The organism is Cellulosimicrobium sp. NPDC030954 (genome assembly GCF_055571305.1).
In genome coordinates this window covers 1-16,518 of sequence record NZ_JBVIFN010000015.1, presented here as the reverse complement: position 1 = coordinate 16,518, position 16,518 = coordinate 1, and the positions used below count along the sequence as shown (strand labels likewise).

General features: G+C 74.2%; 14 protein-coding genes and 2 pseudogenes. 9 read left to right on the top strand and 7 right to left on the bottom strand.

Annotated features, from left to right (window positions below):
- Positions 1-42 precede the first annotated feature (42 nt).
- Entirely contained in the window at positions 43-2,847 is a 2,805-nt protein-coding gene (locus ACZ402_RS19120; RefSeq protein ID WP_375825713.1) for a bifunctional acetate--CoA ligase family protein/GNAT family N-acetyltransferase, read from the bottom strand.
- 215 nt (positions 2,848-3,062) lie between these two features.
- Here ACZ402_RS19120 and ACZ402_RS19115 point away from each other — a divergent pair, with 215 nt between their 5' ends.
- The 9 genes and pseudogenes from ACZ402_RS19115 to ACZ402_RS19075 all read left to right on the top strand — a co-directional run bounded on the left by ACZ402_RS19115 (position 3,063) and on the right by ACZ402_RS19075 (position 9,967).
- Entirely contained in the window at positions 3,063-5,513 is a 2,451-nt protein-coding gene (locus ACZ402_RS19115; protein ID WP_375825714.1) for a DNA gyrase/topoisomerase IV subunit A, read from the top strand.
- A 65-nt stretch (positions 5,514-5,578) separates the two neighbouring features.
- Positions 5,579-6,073: an endonuclease V gene (locus ACZ402_RS19110; protein ID WP_375825715.1), complete on the top strand. Its 495-nt coding sequence runs from the start codon at positions 5,579-5,581 to the stop codon at positions 6,071-6,073.
- 59 nt (positions 6,074-6,132) lie between these two features.
- Positions 6,133-6,360 carry a FitA-like ribbon-helix-helix domain-containing protein gene (locus tag ACZ402_RS19105; protein ID WP_087471891.1) on the top strand — a complete coding sequence of 76 codons (228 nt, stop codon included), beginning with the start codon at positions 6,133-6,135 and terminating at the stop codon, positions 6,358-6,360.
- Positions 6,357-6,782: a type II toxin-antitoxin system VapC family toxin gene (locus tag ACZ402_RS19100; protein WP_375825716.1), complete on the top strand. Its 426-nt coding sequence runs from the start codon at positions 6,357-6,359 to the stop codon at positions 6,780-6,782. The genes ACZ402_RS19105 and ACZ402_RS19100 overlap by 4 nt, the downstream gene beginning before the upstream one ends.
- A 164-nt stretch (positions 6,783-6,946) precedes the next feature.
- A pseudogene (locus ACZ402_RS19095) lies at positions 6,947-7,342 on the top strand (alcohol dehydrogenase catalytic domain-containing protein); the annotation flags it as partial.
- 57 nt (positions 7,343-7,399) lie between these two features.
- Positions 7,400-7,990: pseudogene (locus ACZ402_RS19090) on the top strand (zinc-binding dehydrogenase); the annotation flags it as partial.
- A gap of 25 nt (positions 7,991-8,015) precedes the next feature.
- Complete coding sequence (locus ACZ402_RS19085; protein ID WP_353709395.1) at positions 8,016-8,423, top strand: (R)-mandelonitrile lyase; 408 nt, start codon at positions 8,016-8,018, stop codon at positions 8,421-8,423.
- Positions 8,424-8,509: 86 nt separating this feature from the next.
- Entirely contained in the window at positions 8,510-9,388 is an 879-nt protein-coding gene (locus ACZ402_RS19080; protein ID WP_375825717.1) for a helix-turn-helix transcriptional regulator, read from the top strand.
- Positions 9,389-9,397: 9 nt separating this feature from the next.
- Positions 9,398-9,967 carry a DapH/DapD/GlmU-related protein gene (locus ACZ402_RS19075; protein WP_375825718.1) on the top strand — a complete coding sequence of 190 codons (570 nt, stop codon included), beginning with the start codon at positions 9,398-9,400 and terminating at the stop codon, positions 9,965-9,967.
- A 3-nt stretch (positions 9,968-9,970) separates the two neighbouring features.
- Here ACZ402_RS19075 and ACZ402_RS19070 read toward each other — a convergent pair whose 3' ends face one another.
- From ACZ402_RS19070 to nirB, 6 genes are all read right to left on the bottom strand, one after another.
- Positions 9,971-10,297, bottom strand: a complete 327-nt coding sequence (locus ACZ402_RS19070) for a hypothetical protein (RefSeq protein ID WP_375825719.1) — start codon at positions 10,295-10,297, stop codon at positions 9,971-9,973.
- Positions 10,282-11,004 carry a lysoplasmalogenase gene (locus ACZ402_RS19065; protein WP_375825721.1) on the bottom strand — a complete coding sequence of 241 codons (723 nt, stop codon included), beginning with the start codon at positions 11,002-11,004 and terminating at the stop codon, positions 10,282-10,284. Before ACZ402_RS19065 ends, ACZ402_RS19070 begins: the two co-directional genes overlap by 16 nt.
- Positions 11,005-11,075: 71 nt before the next feature.
- The gene (locus tag ACZ402_RS19060; protein WP_375825722.1) at positions 11,076-11,750 is read right to left on the bottom strand and encodes a lysophospholipid acyltransferase family protein; all 675 of its coding nucleotides are present in this window, start codon (positions 11,748-11,750) and stop codon (positions 11,076-11,078) included.
- A complete protein-coding gene (locus tag ACZ402_RS19055; protein ID WP_375825723.1) occupies positions 11,740-12,972 on the bottom strand; it encodes a glycosyltransferase in 1,233 nt (410 codons plus the stop codon). Before ACZ402_RS19055 ends, ACZ402_RS19060 begins: the two co-directional genes overlap by 11 nt.
- Positions 12,973-13,127: 155 nt before the next feature.
- Positions 13,128-13,514, bottom strand: a complete 387-nt coding sequence (locus ACZ402_RS19050) for a nitrite reductase (NAD(P)H) small subunit (RefSeq protein ID WP_375825724.1) — start codon at positions 13,512-13,514, stop codon at positions 13,128-13,130.
- Positions 13,511-16,159 (bottom strand): nitrite reductase large subunit NirB, encoded by a 2,649-nt coding sequence (gene nirB, locus ACZ402_RS19045; protein ID WP_375825725.1) that lies wholly within the window; start codon positions 16,157-16,159, stop codon positions 13,511-13,513. The genes ACZ402_RS19050 and nirB overlap by 4 nt, the downstream gene beginning before the upstream one ends.
- Positions 16,160-16,518 lie beyond the last annotated feature (359 nt).

Sequence of the window (16,518 nt, the reverse complement as noted above, 5' to 3'; positions counted from 1 at the left end):
CGGCCACCCGCCCTCGCCACCTGTGGACGGCCGGGGCGGACCTCAGCCGGGCAGGGCGCGGCGCAGCGCGTCGGCGCGCTGGGCGTCTGCGAGCGTGACGCGCGCGCTGAGGACCGCGGCCTCGTGCTCGGACACCACGACGGGGTACAGCTCGAGGCTGCGCACCTCGGGCAGGTCGTCCGCGAGCACGGACACCCGCGCCAGGACGTCCTCGAGCGCGGCCGTGGCCACGACGTGCGTGCCCATGTACCCGAAGAGCCGCGGTGCCGCGCGCACCGAGCGCACCATGGCCGCGACGTCCACGTCGGTCAGCGGCGGCACCCCGTACGCGACGTCGCCCAGGAGGTCGACCGCGTCGCCCGCGAGGCCGAACGACACGACGGGCCCGAAGAGCTGGTCCTCCGTCGAGCGCACCACGCACGCGACGCCCGCGTCGGCCATCGCCTGCACCTCGAACGGCTGGTCGGCCGCGCCCGGCAGCACGGCCGCGAGCGCCTCGCGCATCTGCGCGACGTCGGACCGCAGCTCCGTCTCGTCCGCGATGTCGAGGCGCACGCCGCCGAGGTCCGCCCGGTGGCGCAGCCCGGCCGCCGTGCTCTTGAGCGCGACGGGCCAGCCGATCTCGCGCGCGGCCGCGACGGCCTCGTCGGCGGTCCGGACGCGGCGGGCGGGCCACACGCGGACGCCGTAGCACGCGAGCAGGTCGGCGGTCGTCGCCGGGTCGAGGTCGACGGCGTCCCGGCCCGCCAGGGCGCCCTCGACGAGGGCGCGGGCGCGGCCCGCGTCGACGCCCGCGGGGCGCACGGGCGTCCCGTGGTCCGCCTCGCGCCAGCGGGCGTAGCGCACGACGGCGCCGAGCGCGGCGACCGCGTCCTCGGGCGTGGAGTAGGCGGGGACCCGCAGCAGGGTGTCGGACGCGCCGCCGTCGGGTGCCGGGGCCGAGAGCTCGTCGGTGAGGCCGTGGAGCCCCAGCATGCTCGCGACGGTCGTGCGGCCGGTGCGCGCTGCCGCGAGCGCGACGGCCCGGGAGAGGTCCGCGCGGCGGGGGTGCACCACGGGGACCTGGACCACCACGACGACGTCGCACGCGTCCGGCGCGTAGAGCGCGTCGACCGTGGCGGCGAGCTCGTCCGACGACGCGTCCTCGGGCAGGAAGTCCGACCGCGCGACGACGAGGCCCGCCGACGACGACGCCTCCGCGACGAGCGCGGCGAGCGACGCCGAGCTGGCGAGGATGCCGACGCGGCGCCCGCCCGGGAGCGGCTGGTGCGCGAGGAGCTGGGCGATGTCGATCATGTGGTGCGTGTTCTCGGCCCGGATCACGCCCGACTGGCGCAGCATCTCCTCGAGCGTGCGGCGGGGCGCGCGCGTCGACCGCACGGCGTGGCCCGGCGGCACGACCTGGCCCGAGCGCCCGGCCGTGACGACCACGACGGGCTTGACCGACGCGAGGCGGCGCGCGATGCGCGAGAACTTGCGCGGGTTGCCGATCGACTCGAGGTACAGGCAGACCACCTGCGTCGCGGCGTCGTCCTGCCAGTACTGCATGAGGTCGTTGCCCGACACGTCCGCGCGGTGGCCCGCGGACAGGAACGACGACACGCCCAGCCCGCGTCGCGCCGTCGTGGCGAGCAGCGTGACGGCCATGGGCGCGGACTGGCTGAACAGCCCGACGACGCCAGGCAGCGGCAGGTCCTCGGCGAGCGTCGCCGCGAGCGCGGGCCGCTCGCGGGTCTCGCCCGTGCGCAGCAGGCCGTAGCTCGCAGGCCCGACGACGCGCAGCCCCGCCGTGTGGGCGACGCGCAGGAGCTCGCGCTGGAGCGCGAGCCCGTCCGGCCCGGTCTCGGCGAACCCGGCGGACAGCACGACGACGCCGCGCACCTCGAGGCGCGCGAGCTGGCGGACCGCCTCGATCGCGTCCGGCGGCGGCAGCGCGACGACCGCGAGGTCCACCGGGCCGGGGACGTCGGCGAGGGTGGCGTGGGCACGGGCCGCCGCCCCGCCGTCGGGCACGCCCGCGCCCCCCACCACGTGGACGGTCACGTCCGGGCTGCGCACGAGCGCGGCCAGGGCACGGTGCGCGAGGACGCGGTCGAGAGGTGCGCCGGCGTGGTCCGGCCCTTCGCCCGGCGGCACGCCGGGCCCCACGAGCACGACGCTCGTCGCCCCGAGCAGCCCCTGCATGCTCCGCGCCTCCGCGCGGTGCTCGCGGTCCGCCATGACGGCCCGGGACCGTTCCGTCGGGTCGAGGTCGACGCTCACCTGGACGAACCCGTCGTCCATCTGCTGGCGCACGTCGTACCCGGCCTCACGGAAGACGGCAAGCATCTTGCCGTTCTGCGGCAGCACCTCGGCGGTGAAGCGCCGCACGCCGCGCTCGCGCGCGGCCGCCGCGACGTGCTCGAGCAGCACGGAGCCCAGCCCCCGGCCCTGGGCCGAGTCGGCGATGTTGAAGGCGACCTCGGCCTCGCTCGTGCCCGTGCGGTCGAAGCGCGCGACGCCGATGATGTCCTCGCCGACGTCGTCGGCCCGCTCCTCGGCTGCCGGGTCCGAGGCACCGCCGTCCGCGCCGTCGCGCGGACGGACGGCGACGAGCGCGACGCGGTCGACGTGGTCGACGCGCGTGAACCGGTCCAGGTCGCGCTCCGACAGCCGCTCCATGGGGGCGAAGAAGCGCAGGTAGGTCGAGCGCTCGGACTGGCCCACGTGGAACCGCTGCAGCGCGTCGGCGTCCTCGGGACGGATGGGGCGCACGTGCGTCGTCGTCCCGTCGCGCAGGACGACGTCCGCCTCCCACTCCACCGGGTACCGGTCCGGGCCCCGCCCGGCTGCGCCGCCGTCGCTCACGCCCCCAGGCTATGCGGTCCCCGGCGCGGTGCGCCTGCGCCACCCCGGCCCGACCTGGGAGGACAATGGTCCCTCGACAGACATCGCGACGCGGCGTGTCGGACGGTTGGCGTACCCTCGCGTGCGGCGCGCAACCGCAGCACGCCACCCCCGGCGCACGCCGGCACAGATCCCGCGCCCTCGCGGCGCACCGAACGGCAGGAGCCCGCAGGCACATGGCGCGCAAGTCCTCGACCCCCTCGCTCGACCCGGCCGAGGTGAACGAGAAGATCGTCGACGTCGACGTCCAGGCGGAGATGGAGACGTCGTTCCTCGAGTACGCCTACTCCGTCATCTACTCCCGCGCGCTGCCCGACGCTCGTGACGGCCTCAAGCCCGTCCAGCGCCGCATCCTCTACATGATGGCCGACATGGGGCTGCGCCCCGACCGCGCGCACGTGAAGTCCGCGCGTGTCGTCGGCGAGGTCATGGGCAAGCTGCACCCGCACGGGGACGCCGCGATCTACGACGCGCTCGTGCGCCTCTCGCAGGACTTCTCGCTGCGCCTCCCGCTCGTCGACGGGCACGGCAACTTCGGCACGCTCGACGACGGCCCCGCCGCGTCCCGGTACACCGAGGCGCGCCTCGCTCCCCCGTCGCTCGCGATGACGGCCGGGCTGGACGAGGACGTCGTCGACTTCGTCCCGAACTACGACAACAAGCTCCAGCAGCCGGAGGTGCTGCCGGCGGCGATCCCCAACCTGCTCGTCAACGGGGCGTCGGGCATCGCGGTCGGCATGGCGACCAACATGGCGCCGCACAACCTCGTCGAGGTCGTCGCCGCGGCACGCCACCTCGTCGCGCACCCGGACGCCGACCTCGACGCGCTCATGCGGTTCGTCCCCGGCCCCGACCTGCCGACGGGCGGCAAGATCGTCGGGCTCGACGGCGTGCGCGACGCCTACCGCACCGGCCGCGGCACCTTCCGCACGCGCGCCACCGCGCGGGTGGAGAACCTCACCCCGCGCCGCAAGGGCATCGTCATCACCGAGCTGCCCTACCTCGTCGGGCCGGAGAAGGTGATCGAGAAGATCGCCGAGGGCGTCAAGACCAAGAAGATCCAGGGCATCACCGCCGCGACCGACCTCACGGACCGCGAGCACGGGCTGCGGATCGTCGTCGAGGTGAAGACGGGCTTCAACCCCGAGGCGGTGCTGGAGCAGCTCTACAAGTTCACGCCGCTCGAGGACTCGTTCGGCATGAACAACGTCGCGCTCGTCGACGGGCAGCCGCGCACGCTCGGCCTGCGCGAGATGCTCACGGTGTGGGTGAACCACCGGATCGACGTGGTCCGCCGGCGCTCGGCCCACCGGCTGCGCAAGCGGTCCGAGCGGCTCCACCTCGTGGACGGCCTGCTCATCGCCATCGTCGACATCGACGAGGTCATCCAGGTGATCCGGTCCTCGGACGACACCGCGACGGCCCGCGGACGCCTCCAGACCGTGTTCGACCTGTCCGAGCCGCAGGCGGAGTACATCCTCGAGCTCCAGCTGCGCCGCCTCACCAAGTTCTCCCGCATCGAGCTCGAGAAGGAGCAGGAGACGCTGCGCCGCGAGATCGAGGAGCTGCAGGAGATCCTCGGCAGCGACGCGAAGCTCCGGGCCGTGGTCTCGGGCGAGATGGCGGACGTCGCCAAGACGTACGGGACGCCGCGCCGCACCATCCTCCTGGAGTCCGCCGGCGCTGCGCCGACCACGACCGCGGCCGTGCCGCTCGAGGTCGCGGACACGCCCTGCTGGGCGCTGTTCTCGGCCACCGGTCTGCTCGCGCGCACGAGCGACGAGACGGAGCCCGCGCGCAGCGGGCCCCGCGCCGCCCACGACGTGCTGCGGGCCGTCGTGCGCACGACGGCGCGCGGCGAGGTCGGCCTCGTGACGAGCCGCGGGCGCATGGTCCGCGTGTCCGTGCTCGACCTGCCCGCGCTGCCGCCCACCGACAACGCGCCGAGCCTGTCCGGCGGCGTGCCGCTCAGCGAGGTCGTCGCGCTCGATCCCGGCGAGGAGGCCGTGACGATCGCGTCGCTCGACGCGGACGCTCCCCCGCTCGCCCTCGGCACGGCGCAGGGCGTCGTCAAGCGCGTCACCCCGGGCGACGTGCCGAACAACCGCGACGACTGGGAGGTCATCGGCCTCAAGGACGGCGACACCGTCGTCGGCGCGGCGCCCGCGACCGACGCGGACGAGGTCGTGTTCATCAGCACCGACGCGTCGCTGCTGCACTTCGACGCGTCGGCCGTGCGACCGCAGGGACGCGCGGCCGGCGGCATGGCCGGGATCCGGCTCGCCGACGGCCACCGCGTCGCGTTCTTCGGCGTCGTACCGGCCGACGTGCGCGACCTCGGGGTCGTCGTCACCGTCGCCGGGTCGTCGGGCGCCCTCGCGGGCACCCAGACCGGGGCCGGCAAGGTCACGCCGTACGAGCTCTACCCCGGCAAGGGCCGCGGCACCGGCGGCGTCCGTGCCCAGCGGTTCCTCAAGGGCGAGGACGCGCTGATCCTCGCGTGGGTGGGGCAGGGCCCCGCCCGTGCCACGGGCTCCGGCGGCCAGGCCGTCGACCTGCCCGAGGTCGACCAGCGCCGCGACGGGTCGGGCACGCCGCTCGCCTCGCCGGTCACGGCCGTCGGCTGAGGCACGAGCCGATGCGCCCGCCGCCGTCGGACCGCGCCTCCCTCCGGCACGGACTCTCGGCGGCGGTGGACGTCCACTACCCGCCCGACGGCGGGGCGAACGCCGCGGTCGTCGTCGCCGCGGACCCGACGTTCCGGAACGTGCTGGAGACACGGACGGTCTGGGTACCCACCGTCGCGCCGTACGTGCCCGGACGGTTCTTCGAGCGCGAGCTCCCGCCGCTGCTCGCCGTACTCTCGCAGGTCCCTGCTCTCGACCTGCTGATCATCGACGGCTACGTGACGCTCGACGCGGACGGAACTCCGGGCCTGGGGGCACACGTGGCGCGGTCGGGTGCTGCTCCGACGGTGATCGGTGTCGCGAAGACGCCGTTCCGGTCCGCGGCGCACGCCGTTGACGTCCTGCGCGGCGCGAGTGCCCGTCCGCTCCACGTCACCGCGACGGGGATCGACCTGGGCTCCGCGGCACGACTGGTCACGGACCTCCCCGGCGGCGGGCGCATCCCTGACCCGCTGCAGCTCGTCGACCGGATCGCGCGCTCCGCCCCTGCTCGCGCCTGAGGCCTTGTCAAGCCCGTGGGCCGCGGGTGATATCGTGTCAATGATATCGGAGGTGATCCATGGAACAGGTCCTCATCCGCAATCTCCCTGCCGGCACCAAAGCAGCCCTCCGCGCACGCGCGAAGCAGCACCACCGTTCAGTGGAGGCAGAGGCCCGGAGTCTGCTCACGACGGCACTTGCCCGCGACCCGGTGACCATGGTCGACCTGCTCGGGACGGACGAGGGCGCCGACATCGAGTTCGAGCCGCAGCGCGTCGGCCTGACGTCGCGCGACGTCGACCTGTGAGGTATCTCCTCGACACCAACGTCGTGTCGGCGCTGCGCGTTCGAGGACGCCATCCCACCGTCGAGCGTTGGGCGTCCTCGATCCCGGTCCGCGACCAGTACGTCGCTGCACCGACGATCGCCGAGATCGAGCGCGGGATCGTTGCCAAGGGACGGGAGGACGCCGCTCAGGGCATGATCCTGCGCCGATGGTTCGAGGAGAACGTCCTCCCCGCCTTCGCAGAGCGCGTCGCACCCTTTGATCTCGCCGCGGCACGAGTCCTCGCCACCTTCCGCGTGCCGGAGCACGCCCCTCTCGACGACGCCGTCATCGCCGCGACCGCACGATCCCGGGAAGCGGTGGTCGCCACACGCAACGTCAGGCACTTCGCTCCGCTCGAGGTCGAGACCGTCAACCCGTGGGATCCGACGACCTGGCGCTGAGGCCTGTCTGACATCCGGGCCGCGGCGAGGCGCCGCTCGGGATCCTCGTCACCGATCCCGAACCAGGTACTGCCAGGACCCTGTTGGAGCGGGACTCCCAGGTGGTCGCGCACCGGGTGTCGAATGGTGATCGCACCTGATCCCCACCGGCAACGGAGAGCTCCTTGAAGGCCACCGTCATCTACGGCGCGGGCGACGTCCGCGTCGAGACCCGCCCCGACCCGACGATCGTCGAGCCGACCGACGCGATCGTGCGCACGGTGCGCGCGTGCGTCTGCGGGTCCGACCTGCACCCCTACCGTTCCATGGCGCACACCGACCAGGGCGTCCCGATCGGGCACGAGCTCCTCGGCGTCGTCGAGGAGACCGGGTCAGCCGTCACGACCGTCCGCACGGGCGACCTCGTCATCGCGCCGTTCGCGTGGTCGGACAACACGTGCCCCGTGTGCCGCGACGGCTTCCAGACCGCGTGCCCGCACGGCGGGTTCTACGGCAACCCCGGAGACGTCGGTGGCCAGCAGGCCGAGCTCGCGCGCATCCCGCTCGCGGACGGCAGCCTCGTCGCCGTGCCGGACGTCGACGAGACGAGCCCGCTCCTCCCCTCGCTGCTCACCCTCTCGGACGTGTACCTCACCGGCTACCACGCGGCGCACATGGCACGCGTCTCCGCGCGGACGACCGTCACCGTCATCGGCGACGGCGCCGTCGGGCTGTCCGCCGTGCTCGCCGCACGGCAGATGGGCGCCGAGCGCATCATCCTCATGGGCCGCCACACGTCGCGGACCGACCTGGGGCGCGAGTGGGGCGCGACCGACGTCGTCGCCGAGCGGGGCGCCGAGGGGATCCAGCGGGTCCGTGACCTCACCGGCGGCCTGGGCAGCCACGTCGTGCTGGAGGCCGTCGGGCACATGCCCGCCTACGAGCAGTCCTACGGCGTCGTGCGCGCGGGGGGCGTGATCAGCCGCGTCGGCGTCCAGCAGTACGAGGACGCACCGGTCGGGTTCGGCTCGCTCTTCGGCCGCAACATCACGCTCACCGGCGGGCCCGCACCCGTCCGCGCGTACCTCGAGGATGCGATCCCGCAGGTGCTCCGCGGCGAGATCGACCCCGGCCGGGTGTTCGACAAGACCGTCGCGATCGACGACATCGCCGAGGGCTACGCCGCGATGGACCGCCGCGAGTCCCTCAAGACGCTCGTCGCGTTCTGAACGACGTCCTGACAGGAGGAGAGACATGAGCACCGAGAGGCAACCGACGACGCCGACCGTGAAGGGACCCGCCTCGTGGTTCACCGGTGACGTCTGGTTCAACTCCTACTACGCGGGCACGGAGCCGTCGCGGGCGCGCCTGAATCTCGTCCGCTTCGCCCCCGGCGCGCACACCGCGTGGCACCGGCACGCCGTCGGGCAGACGCTGCACGTCACCGAGGGGTTCGGCTACGTGCAGTCGCGGGGCGAGGAGGTCGTCGAGCTCCGGCCGGGCGACACCGTCTACACGCCCCCGGGCGAGTGGCACTGGCACGGCGCGAGCGGTGACAGCTTCCTGTGCCATCTCGCGCTGTGGGAGGCGCCCGCGCCCGGCGTCGACGAGCCCGAGACGACGTGGGGCGACCTCCTCGCCCCCGAGGAGTACCCGGGCTGACGTGCCCCCGCGCGGGTGGGAGGCCACGGCACTCCCGCCCGCGCGGCCCGCCGTCGTCCCGACGTACCGTGAAAGACGTGGAGGCCATGGACAACCGTTCCGAGGTGCGCGAGTTCCTCATGAGCCGCCGGGCCCGGGTGACCCCCGAGCAGGCCGGCATCGAGACGTTCGGCGGCCGTCGCCGCGTCGCGGGACTACGCCGCGACGAGGTCGCGCGGCTCGCCGGCGTGAGCGTGGACTACTACACGCGGCTCGAGCGCGGAAACCTGCGGGGCGTGTCCGACGTCGTGCTCGAGTCGGTGGCGCGTGCCCTGCTCCTCGACGCGGCCGAGCGCGAGCACCTGCTCGACCTCGCGCGCACCGCGAACCCCGTCGGCGCCCGCCCGCAGCGCGGCCACGGCGACACCCCGGTGCGCCCCGAGCTGCAGTACCTGCTCGACGCGATCACGACGGCGCCCGCGTTCATCCAGAACAACCGCATGGACCTCGTCGCAGCCAACGCGCTCGGGTACGCGATGTACGCGCCGATGACCGCGGGCTCCGCGGGCCCGGCGAACTTCTCGCGGCACATCTTCCTCGACCCCGCGTCGCACGACTTCTACCCCGACTGGGACCGCGCGGCGTGGACGAACGTCACGATCCTGCGCCGCGAGGCCGGCCGCAGCCCGCACGACTGGCGCCTCCAGGCCCTCGTGGGCGAGCTCTCGACGCGGAGCGAGCGGTTCCGCGAGCTGTGGGCGTCCCACGACGTGCGCCGGCACTACGCCGGGCAGAAGACGTTCCGCCACCCCGTCGTCGGGAACCTCGAGCTGCACTACCAGACGCTCGAGCTCCACGGCGACCCCGGGCTCGGCATGACCGTGTACACCGCGACGCCGGGCTCCCCGACCGAGGAGTCGCTGCGCCTGCTCGCGTCGTGGGCGGCCACCGCGACCGCGGCCGCCGCGCCGTCGCGCACCGACTGAGAGGGACCCGTGGACCTGGACGACCTGCTGGCCGAGCTCGACGCCGGGCGGACGATCCCCGGCGGCTCGCCGCTGCACGCCGTCATGCACAGCACGAGCCAGGAGGCGCTGCGCATCGCCGGCGAGCTCAACGGCGCCTACCGCTCGCCCGAGCGCGTCCGCGAGCTGCTCGCGGAGCTGACGGGCAGGCCCGTGCACGAGTCCGTGAACCTCTTCCCGCCCTTCACGGCCGACTTCGGCAAGAACCTCACCCTCGGCCGGGACGTCTTCATCAACTCCGGCTGCCGGTTCCAGGACCAGGGCGGCATCGTCGTCGGGGACGGCTGCCTCATCGGTCACAGCGCCGTCCTCACGACGCTCAACCACGACCTCGACCCCGCCCGACGCGCCGACATGCATCCCGCGCGCGTCGTCCTCGGCCGCAACGTGTGGCTCGGGGCGAACGTGACCGTCCTCCCCGGCGTCAGCATCGGGGACGATGCCGTCGTCGGGGCCGGCTCCGTCGTCACCCGGGACGTCCCCGCCTGCACCGTCGTCGTCGGCACGCCCGCGCGCGTCGTCCGCTCGCTCGAGGCCTGAGGGTCAGTCGCCCTCGAACCGCAGCTCCCATCCAGGTTCCCCACGACACCGTTCGGCCAGCGCGACGACCTTGTCGATGACGGCGGCTTCGGACCGATCCGATCTGGACCTCAGGACGTGCAACTCGTCGAGGAGCTGCTCCATCTCTGAGCCGCTGAGGACGACGTCACCGTAGGGGTCGACACGCGCGAGCATCGGCAACCCGCTGGCGGGAAGGAGGCGGGCCAGCACGTCGCCGTCGTCGAGCACCACGGCGATCGACGTCGTCGAACGACGTCGCGGGCTCGTCCCCTCCTGGACGATCCGCGCAAGCGTCACGTCGACGCCCACGCGGCGCTGCCCTTCTCCTCGACGGGAGCCGCTGCGGCGCGCTCCCGGCGCAGCACCCCGAGGACGAGGAGCACCTGCCCGACGACGTAGGTGAGCATCACCCAGAAGCCGTGCGCGGGCAGGGCGTACCACGGCGCGAACGCGTTGAGGGCGATGAGCGCGTCGGACACGAGGAACACCGCCCCGCCGACGGCCGCGAGGCGGTCGACGCCCGTCGCCGTCACGGCCATCAGCACGAGGCACGCGCCGTACACGACGACCGGGACGAGCAGCGTCCCGGCACCGGGCGTGCACGCGACGACGAGTGCGACGAAGGCGAGCAGGTACGGCGCGAGCGCGAGCGGGCGACGCAGCACCGACCCCGCGCGGAAGGGCCAGAACGCGAGCGTGTACGTCACCTGGGCGCACAGGAAGAACCCGACCATGACGAGAAACGGCGTGTCGCCGTCGGCGAGGTCGGGGGCCGTGTCGCCGAGCCACGAGAAGCCCAGCGCGACGAGCGTGAGGCGGACCAGCCGCGAGCGCCGGGCGGGACCGCCGCCGTCGCGTCGTCCGCCGTCGCGTCGTCGCGTGGCGAGCCACAGGCAGACCGCGAGGAGGGGCATGAGGAACCACTGTGACGCGTCGGCGAGCGTCGAGGCGCCCGCGAGCTGCGCGGCGAGGTGGACGAGGGTGAGCAGGGCGAGCGCGCCCCACGCGGCGAGCATGGGTGTCGGGACTCCTTCGGTCGTGCTGCCGGCACCGTTGCCGGGACGAGCGATTGTAGGCCCGGGAGTCCTCACCGGCGGGCGACGTCGTCGGGAGCCCCTGCGACGACCGCCTCCATCGCGGACCGGCAGCGGGTGAGGAGCTCCGCGACGTCGGCGGGAGCGGCGCCGCGGGGATGCTCGGCCGGGAGGATCGTCAGGTGGATCGGCGGCCGGGGGCGCCACCAGGGCCGTCGGCCGTAGGTGAAGACCATCGGCACGACGGGCACGCCCAGCCGGCAGGCGTACACGAACGCGCCGCGCTGGAACGGGCGCAGGGTCGTGTCGTACATGACGAGCACGCCCTCGGGGAAGAAGTGCACGCCCTGGCCCGCGTCGACGGTCCGGCGCAGTCGCGCCTCGAACGCGGAGAGCTCTCCCGGCCCGCGGGGCAGCGGGACGGCGAGCAGGTGGCTGACCAGGAGGCCCGCCACGGGCAGGTGGAAGTTCGAGGGCTGCGAGACGACGGCGGCGCGACGGCCGCGGAACTGTCCGGCGACCCACGGGCCGTCCAGGTAGTGCACGTGGTTGGCGATCGAGACGACCCCACCGCGCTCGGAGACGAGGTGCTCGCGCCCCGTGACCCGCAGCCCGTGGACGACGTACCCGTACCCCCGCACGACGGCCATCGCGACGTCGAAGAACACCGCGTCGAAGCGGCTCCAGAGCCGCGGCGTCGCGCGCCTGGTCGCGCGGTCAGCGGCCATGCGCGCGCCCCCGCGCCCTGCCTTCGGGGTCGTCCCGGTCGGTGGCCCTGAGGGCCACCGCGTCCTGACCGTCGTCGACCGCCTGGCGCAGCATGTCCTCGATCTGGGGGACGCACAGTTCGAGCGCGTGCTCCCGGCCGACCTCGGCATAGGCCGGACCCATGCGGGCCCGCTCGTCGTCGTGCTCGATCCAGTAGTCGATCGCGCGCGCGAGGTCGGCGGCGTCCCCGGCGCGGAAGAGGCTGCGCTCGTCGAGCGCGAACTGCCCGGTCGCCGACGCGCGGGAGTCGGAGATCACCGGGACGAGGCCGGTGGCGACCGCTTCGAGGCAGCCGAGGGCCTCGATCTCCGCGTCGGCGGCGTGCACGTACAGGTCGCTCATGGCCAGCACGTCCCGGAGCTCGTCCTGGGCGAGGAAGCCGATCCGCGGTGGGTGCGGCAGGCTCGCGCCCTGCTGGGCGTACCTCTCCGCGAGCGGACCGCGCCCGGCGAGCACGAGCTGGATGCGGTCGGCGTGCCGGGACCGGCCGACGGCGTCGAGGAGCACGTCCTGCCGCTTCTCGCGCGAGAGCCGCCCGGTCATGGTGATGACGAACCGGCCGGCCAGGTCGGCGCTCTTGGGCAGCGTGCGCGGGACGAACCCGGGGTCGACGCCGTTGGACACCACGTGCAGGGCCGCCCGGTAGCCGTGGTCGCGCAGCTCCCCGGCGATGAACCGGCTGGGGCAGTGGACGTGCCCGAACCGGTCGTAGAACGGCCGGAACACCGCGTACACGAGGTGGTTCAGCGGCGCGACCCGCCCCAGGCCGAGGCTGTAGGTGACGTTCTCCGGCTGCACGTGGAACGCGGCGGTGGACGGGACGCCGAGCGCGTCCGCGAGCCGCTTGGTCCGGGAGCCGAGCCAGAACGGCGACATGACGTGCGCGACGTCGGCCCAGCGCAGGGCGTCGCGCAGCACGTCGTCGTCGGGCTTGGCGAGGACCCAGCCCTGCCCCGCGATCACCCGGTCGAAGCCCGGGACACCGCGGGGTTCCAGGCGGTAGTGCACGACGCCGTCCGCGCGGTCCTCGGGGTCGGCACCACCTGGGCGGGCCGCGCCTCGGCAGCACGCGACGCGCACCTCGTGGCCGCGCTCACGCAGGGCGACGGCGAAGCGACGCGCGGAGATCGTGGTCCCGTTGGTGGGATCCTCGAACTGGTCGATGACGAGCAGGACGCGCACCCGCGGCTCCCTTGCGACGCGCGGCGCGTGGTCGCGCCTGCTGACGGGATGCCGTCAGGCTAGGGGATCGCGGGTGACCAGGGCCGGACCGCCGGGCGCGTGTCGTGCCGCCGTGCCGTGCTCACCGGGCGATGTTCCGCCCGCGTGCCCGCCGGTCAGGGCGACGGCGCGGACGCCCCGGGCGCGTCGGCGACCAGGACGCGACCGTCGCGCACCTGCGCCGCGAACACCGTCAGCGGCCTGCGGTCCTTGCCACCGGCGTCGAGCACCTCGCCGGTGTCGACGTCCCACACCTGCTTGAGCATGGGGGTGGTGACCGTGTTGACGTCACGCTCCGCGCCGTCGTCGGCGGTCACCCGGTGCGTGCCGACGAGGCCGCGCGACATGACGTTGGCGCCCGAGTACGGGTCCCGCTGCTGGACGGCGCGCACGGTGCCGTCGGCGAGCCGGAAGACGGCGACCTGGGTGTCGCCCAGGAGCGCGCCGGCCCCGCGCTCGGGGTCGAGGTCGTCGAGCGCGCAGATGTCGACGAACGTGCTCATCGGGCGTCCTCCAGCTCGGCGCGGGCCGCGGCGAGCGCGACGTCGCGCGCGGCGCGCGGGTCGGGGTAGGCGTCGGCGTCGCCCTCGGCTGCGGGTCGGACCTGGCCGCGCTCGGGGACGAACGCGAGGTCGCCGTCGATCGCCTCGGGCGCGTTGACGAACGGTGTGAACTTGCGCAGCTTGGCCGGGTCGGCGAGCGTCGCGCCCCACTCGTCCTCGTAGTCGCGCACGTGCTCGGCCATCGCGGCCTCGAGCTGGTCCGCGATCCCGAGCGAGTCCTCGACGACGACGCGCCGCAGCTCCTCCAGCCCGCCCGCGCGCTCCGCGACCCACGGCGCCGTGCGCTGCAGGCGGTCGGCCTCCTGGACGTAGAGCATGAGGAACCGGTCGACGTAGCGGACCAGCGTCTCGTCGTCGAGGTCCTCGGCGAGGAGCTGGGCGTGCGCCGGCTGGGCCCCGCCGTTGCCGCCGACGTAGAGGTTCCAGCCCTTGTGCGTGGCGATGATGCCGACGTCCTTGCCGCGCGCCTCGGCGCACTCGCGGGCGCAGCCGGAGACGCCGAACTTGATCTTGTGCGGCGAGCGGAGCCCGCGGTAGCGCAGCTCGAGCCGGACCGCCATCGCCGACGAGTCCTGCACGCCGAACCGGCACCACGTGCGCCCGACGCACGTCTTCACCGTGCGCAGCGACTTCCCGTACGCGTGCCCGGACTCGAAGCCGACGGCCGTCAGGCGCCGCCAGATCTCCGGGAGCTGGTCGAGCCGCGCGCCGAACATCGCGAGGCGCTGGCCGCCGGTCACGCGCACGTAGAGCCCGAAGTCGTCGGCGACCTTCGCGAACTCCAGGAGCTGGTCGGCACGCACCTCTCCCCCGGGCATGCGCGGGATCACCGAGTACGTGCCGTTCTTCTGCAGGTTCGCCATGACGTGGTCGTTGGTGTCCTGCAGCGCGGCCTGCTCGCCCTCCAGGACGTGCCCGCGACGCAGCGTCGAGAGGATCGACGCGACCGTCGGGCGGCAGACGGCGCACCCGCGCCCTGTCCCGTGCGCCGCGACGACCTCGGTGAACGTCCGCAGGCCCTCCTCGCGGACGAGCCTGTACAGCGTGGCGCGGGACATCGCGAAGTGCTCGCACAGCGCGTCCGAGACCGTGACGCCCGCCCGGGAGAGCTCGGCGTTCAGCAGCTTGGTGAGCGCCGGCACGCACGACCCGCACACCGTGCCGGCCGTCGTGCACTCCTTGACCTGCCCGATCGTCCGGCAGCCGTGCTCGGTCACGGCCGAGCGGACCGTCCCGGCGTCGACGTTGTTGCACGAGCAGACGACGGCCTCGTCCGGCAGCTCGGTCTCGGCCAGGCCCTCGCCGTCGGGCGCGATGACGGCGGCGGGGTCGGCGCCGAGCGGGCGGCCGAGCAGGGGCCGCAGGGCGGAGTAGAGCTCGATGTCGCCGACGAACACGCCGCCGAGCAGCGTGGTCGCGTCGTCCGAGAGCACGAGCTTGCGGTAGCGGCGGTGGATCGGGTCGACGAACGACACCTCCAGCGCGCCCGCGCTCACGGCGTTCACGTCGCCGAACGACGCCGCCTCGACGCCCACGCCCTTGAGCTTGGTGCCGTCGTCGGCGCGGCGGTGCACCCGCTCGCCGCCCAGGAAGCGGTCGACGACGACGTCCGCCATGTCGTTCCCCGGCGCGACCAGGCCCGCGCACACGCCGTCGACCGACGCGCACTCGCCGATCGCCCACACGCCCGGGTCGGAGGTCTGGCACGCCTCGCCGACGACGACGCCGCCGCGCTCGCCGATGGCCAGGCCGGCCTCACGTGCCACGCGGTCGCGCGGGCGGATGCCCACGGAGAAGACGACGACGTCCGTCGGCAGGGCGGACCCGTCGGTGAGCTCGACGGACCCCACGGACCCGTCGCCCGCGGGCAGGAACCGGTGGGCGCCCGCGCCCGTGCGCACCGTGACGCCCAGGTCCTCGATCAGCAGGCGCAGCATCTCGCCGCCGCCCTGGTCGAGCTGGACGCTCATGAGCCGGTCGGCGAACTCCACGACCGTGGCCTCGGCACCCAGCCGCTGGAGCGCCGCTGCGGCCTCGAGACCCAGCACGCCACCGCCGACGACGACGCCGCGCACCGCCCGGCCCAGCGTCCGCTCGCGCAGGCGCACCCACTCGGCCAGCCGCTCGACGTCGTCCAGCGTGCGGTAGGTGAACAGGCCCGGCAGGTCCGTGCCCTCCGCGCGCGGCGTCCACGCCCACGAGCCCGTCGCGAGCACCGCGCGGTCGTAGTGGACCTGGCGGCCCGACCGCGTCGTCACGACGCTCGCCGTGCGGTCGAGCGTCGCGACCGCGTCACCCGTGACGAGGGTGACGCGCGGGTCGTCCCACACGCCGCGGTCCAGGGTGAGCGCCTGGGCGTCGCGCGCGTCGAACCACTCGGACAGGTGCACGCGGTCGTACGGCTCGTGCGGCTCGTCGCCGATCACCGTGAGCGACCAGCCGCCCTCGGGGTCGCGCGAGCGCAGGCCCGCGACCAGGCGGTGGGCCGTCATGCCGGCGCCGACGACGACGATCCGGTCGCCGTCCAGGGGACCGCCGGCGGCGGGAGCGTCCGCGTCCGACGGGGAGTGAGAGAGGGAGGCCACGGGGAGCACTTTCGAGAGGCGGGGGCTGCGTCGAGGTCCCGGTCCGGGTGCGACCGGTACCCTGCTCCCGACCCTAGGGGAGGCGGTCCGGCCACATCGGCCGTCTGGGACCAAGGTCCCCAATACCCCCATCGAAGGCCATCACGCGCTGCCCCGGTGCGGTCAGGACGGCACGACGCCGCGCCCCGGGGACGGGGGCGCGGCGTCGGGCGATGGGCGCGTCAGACGTCGGCCACGGTGGCCGGACGAGTGGCGCGACGCCGTGGGTCAGACGGTATGAGTAGCTCCCGGGTCGGCCCGGGTCGCGCGGGCGGGGCCTCGCTATGAAGGTCGTGGGTTACCGAGCAGATTGCCCTGCC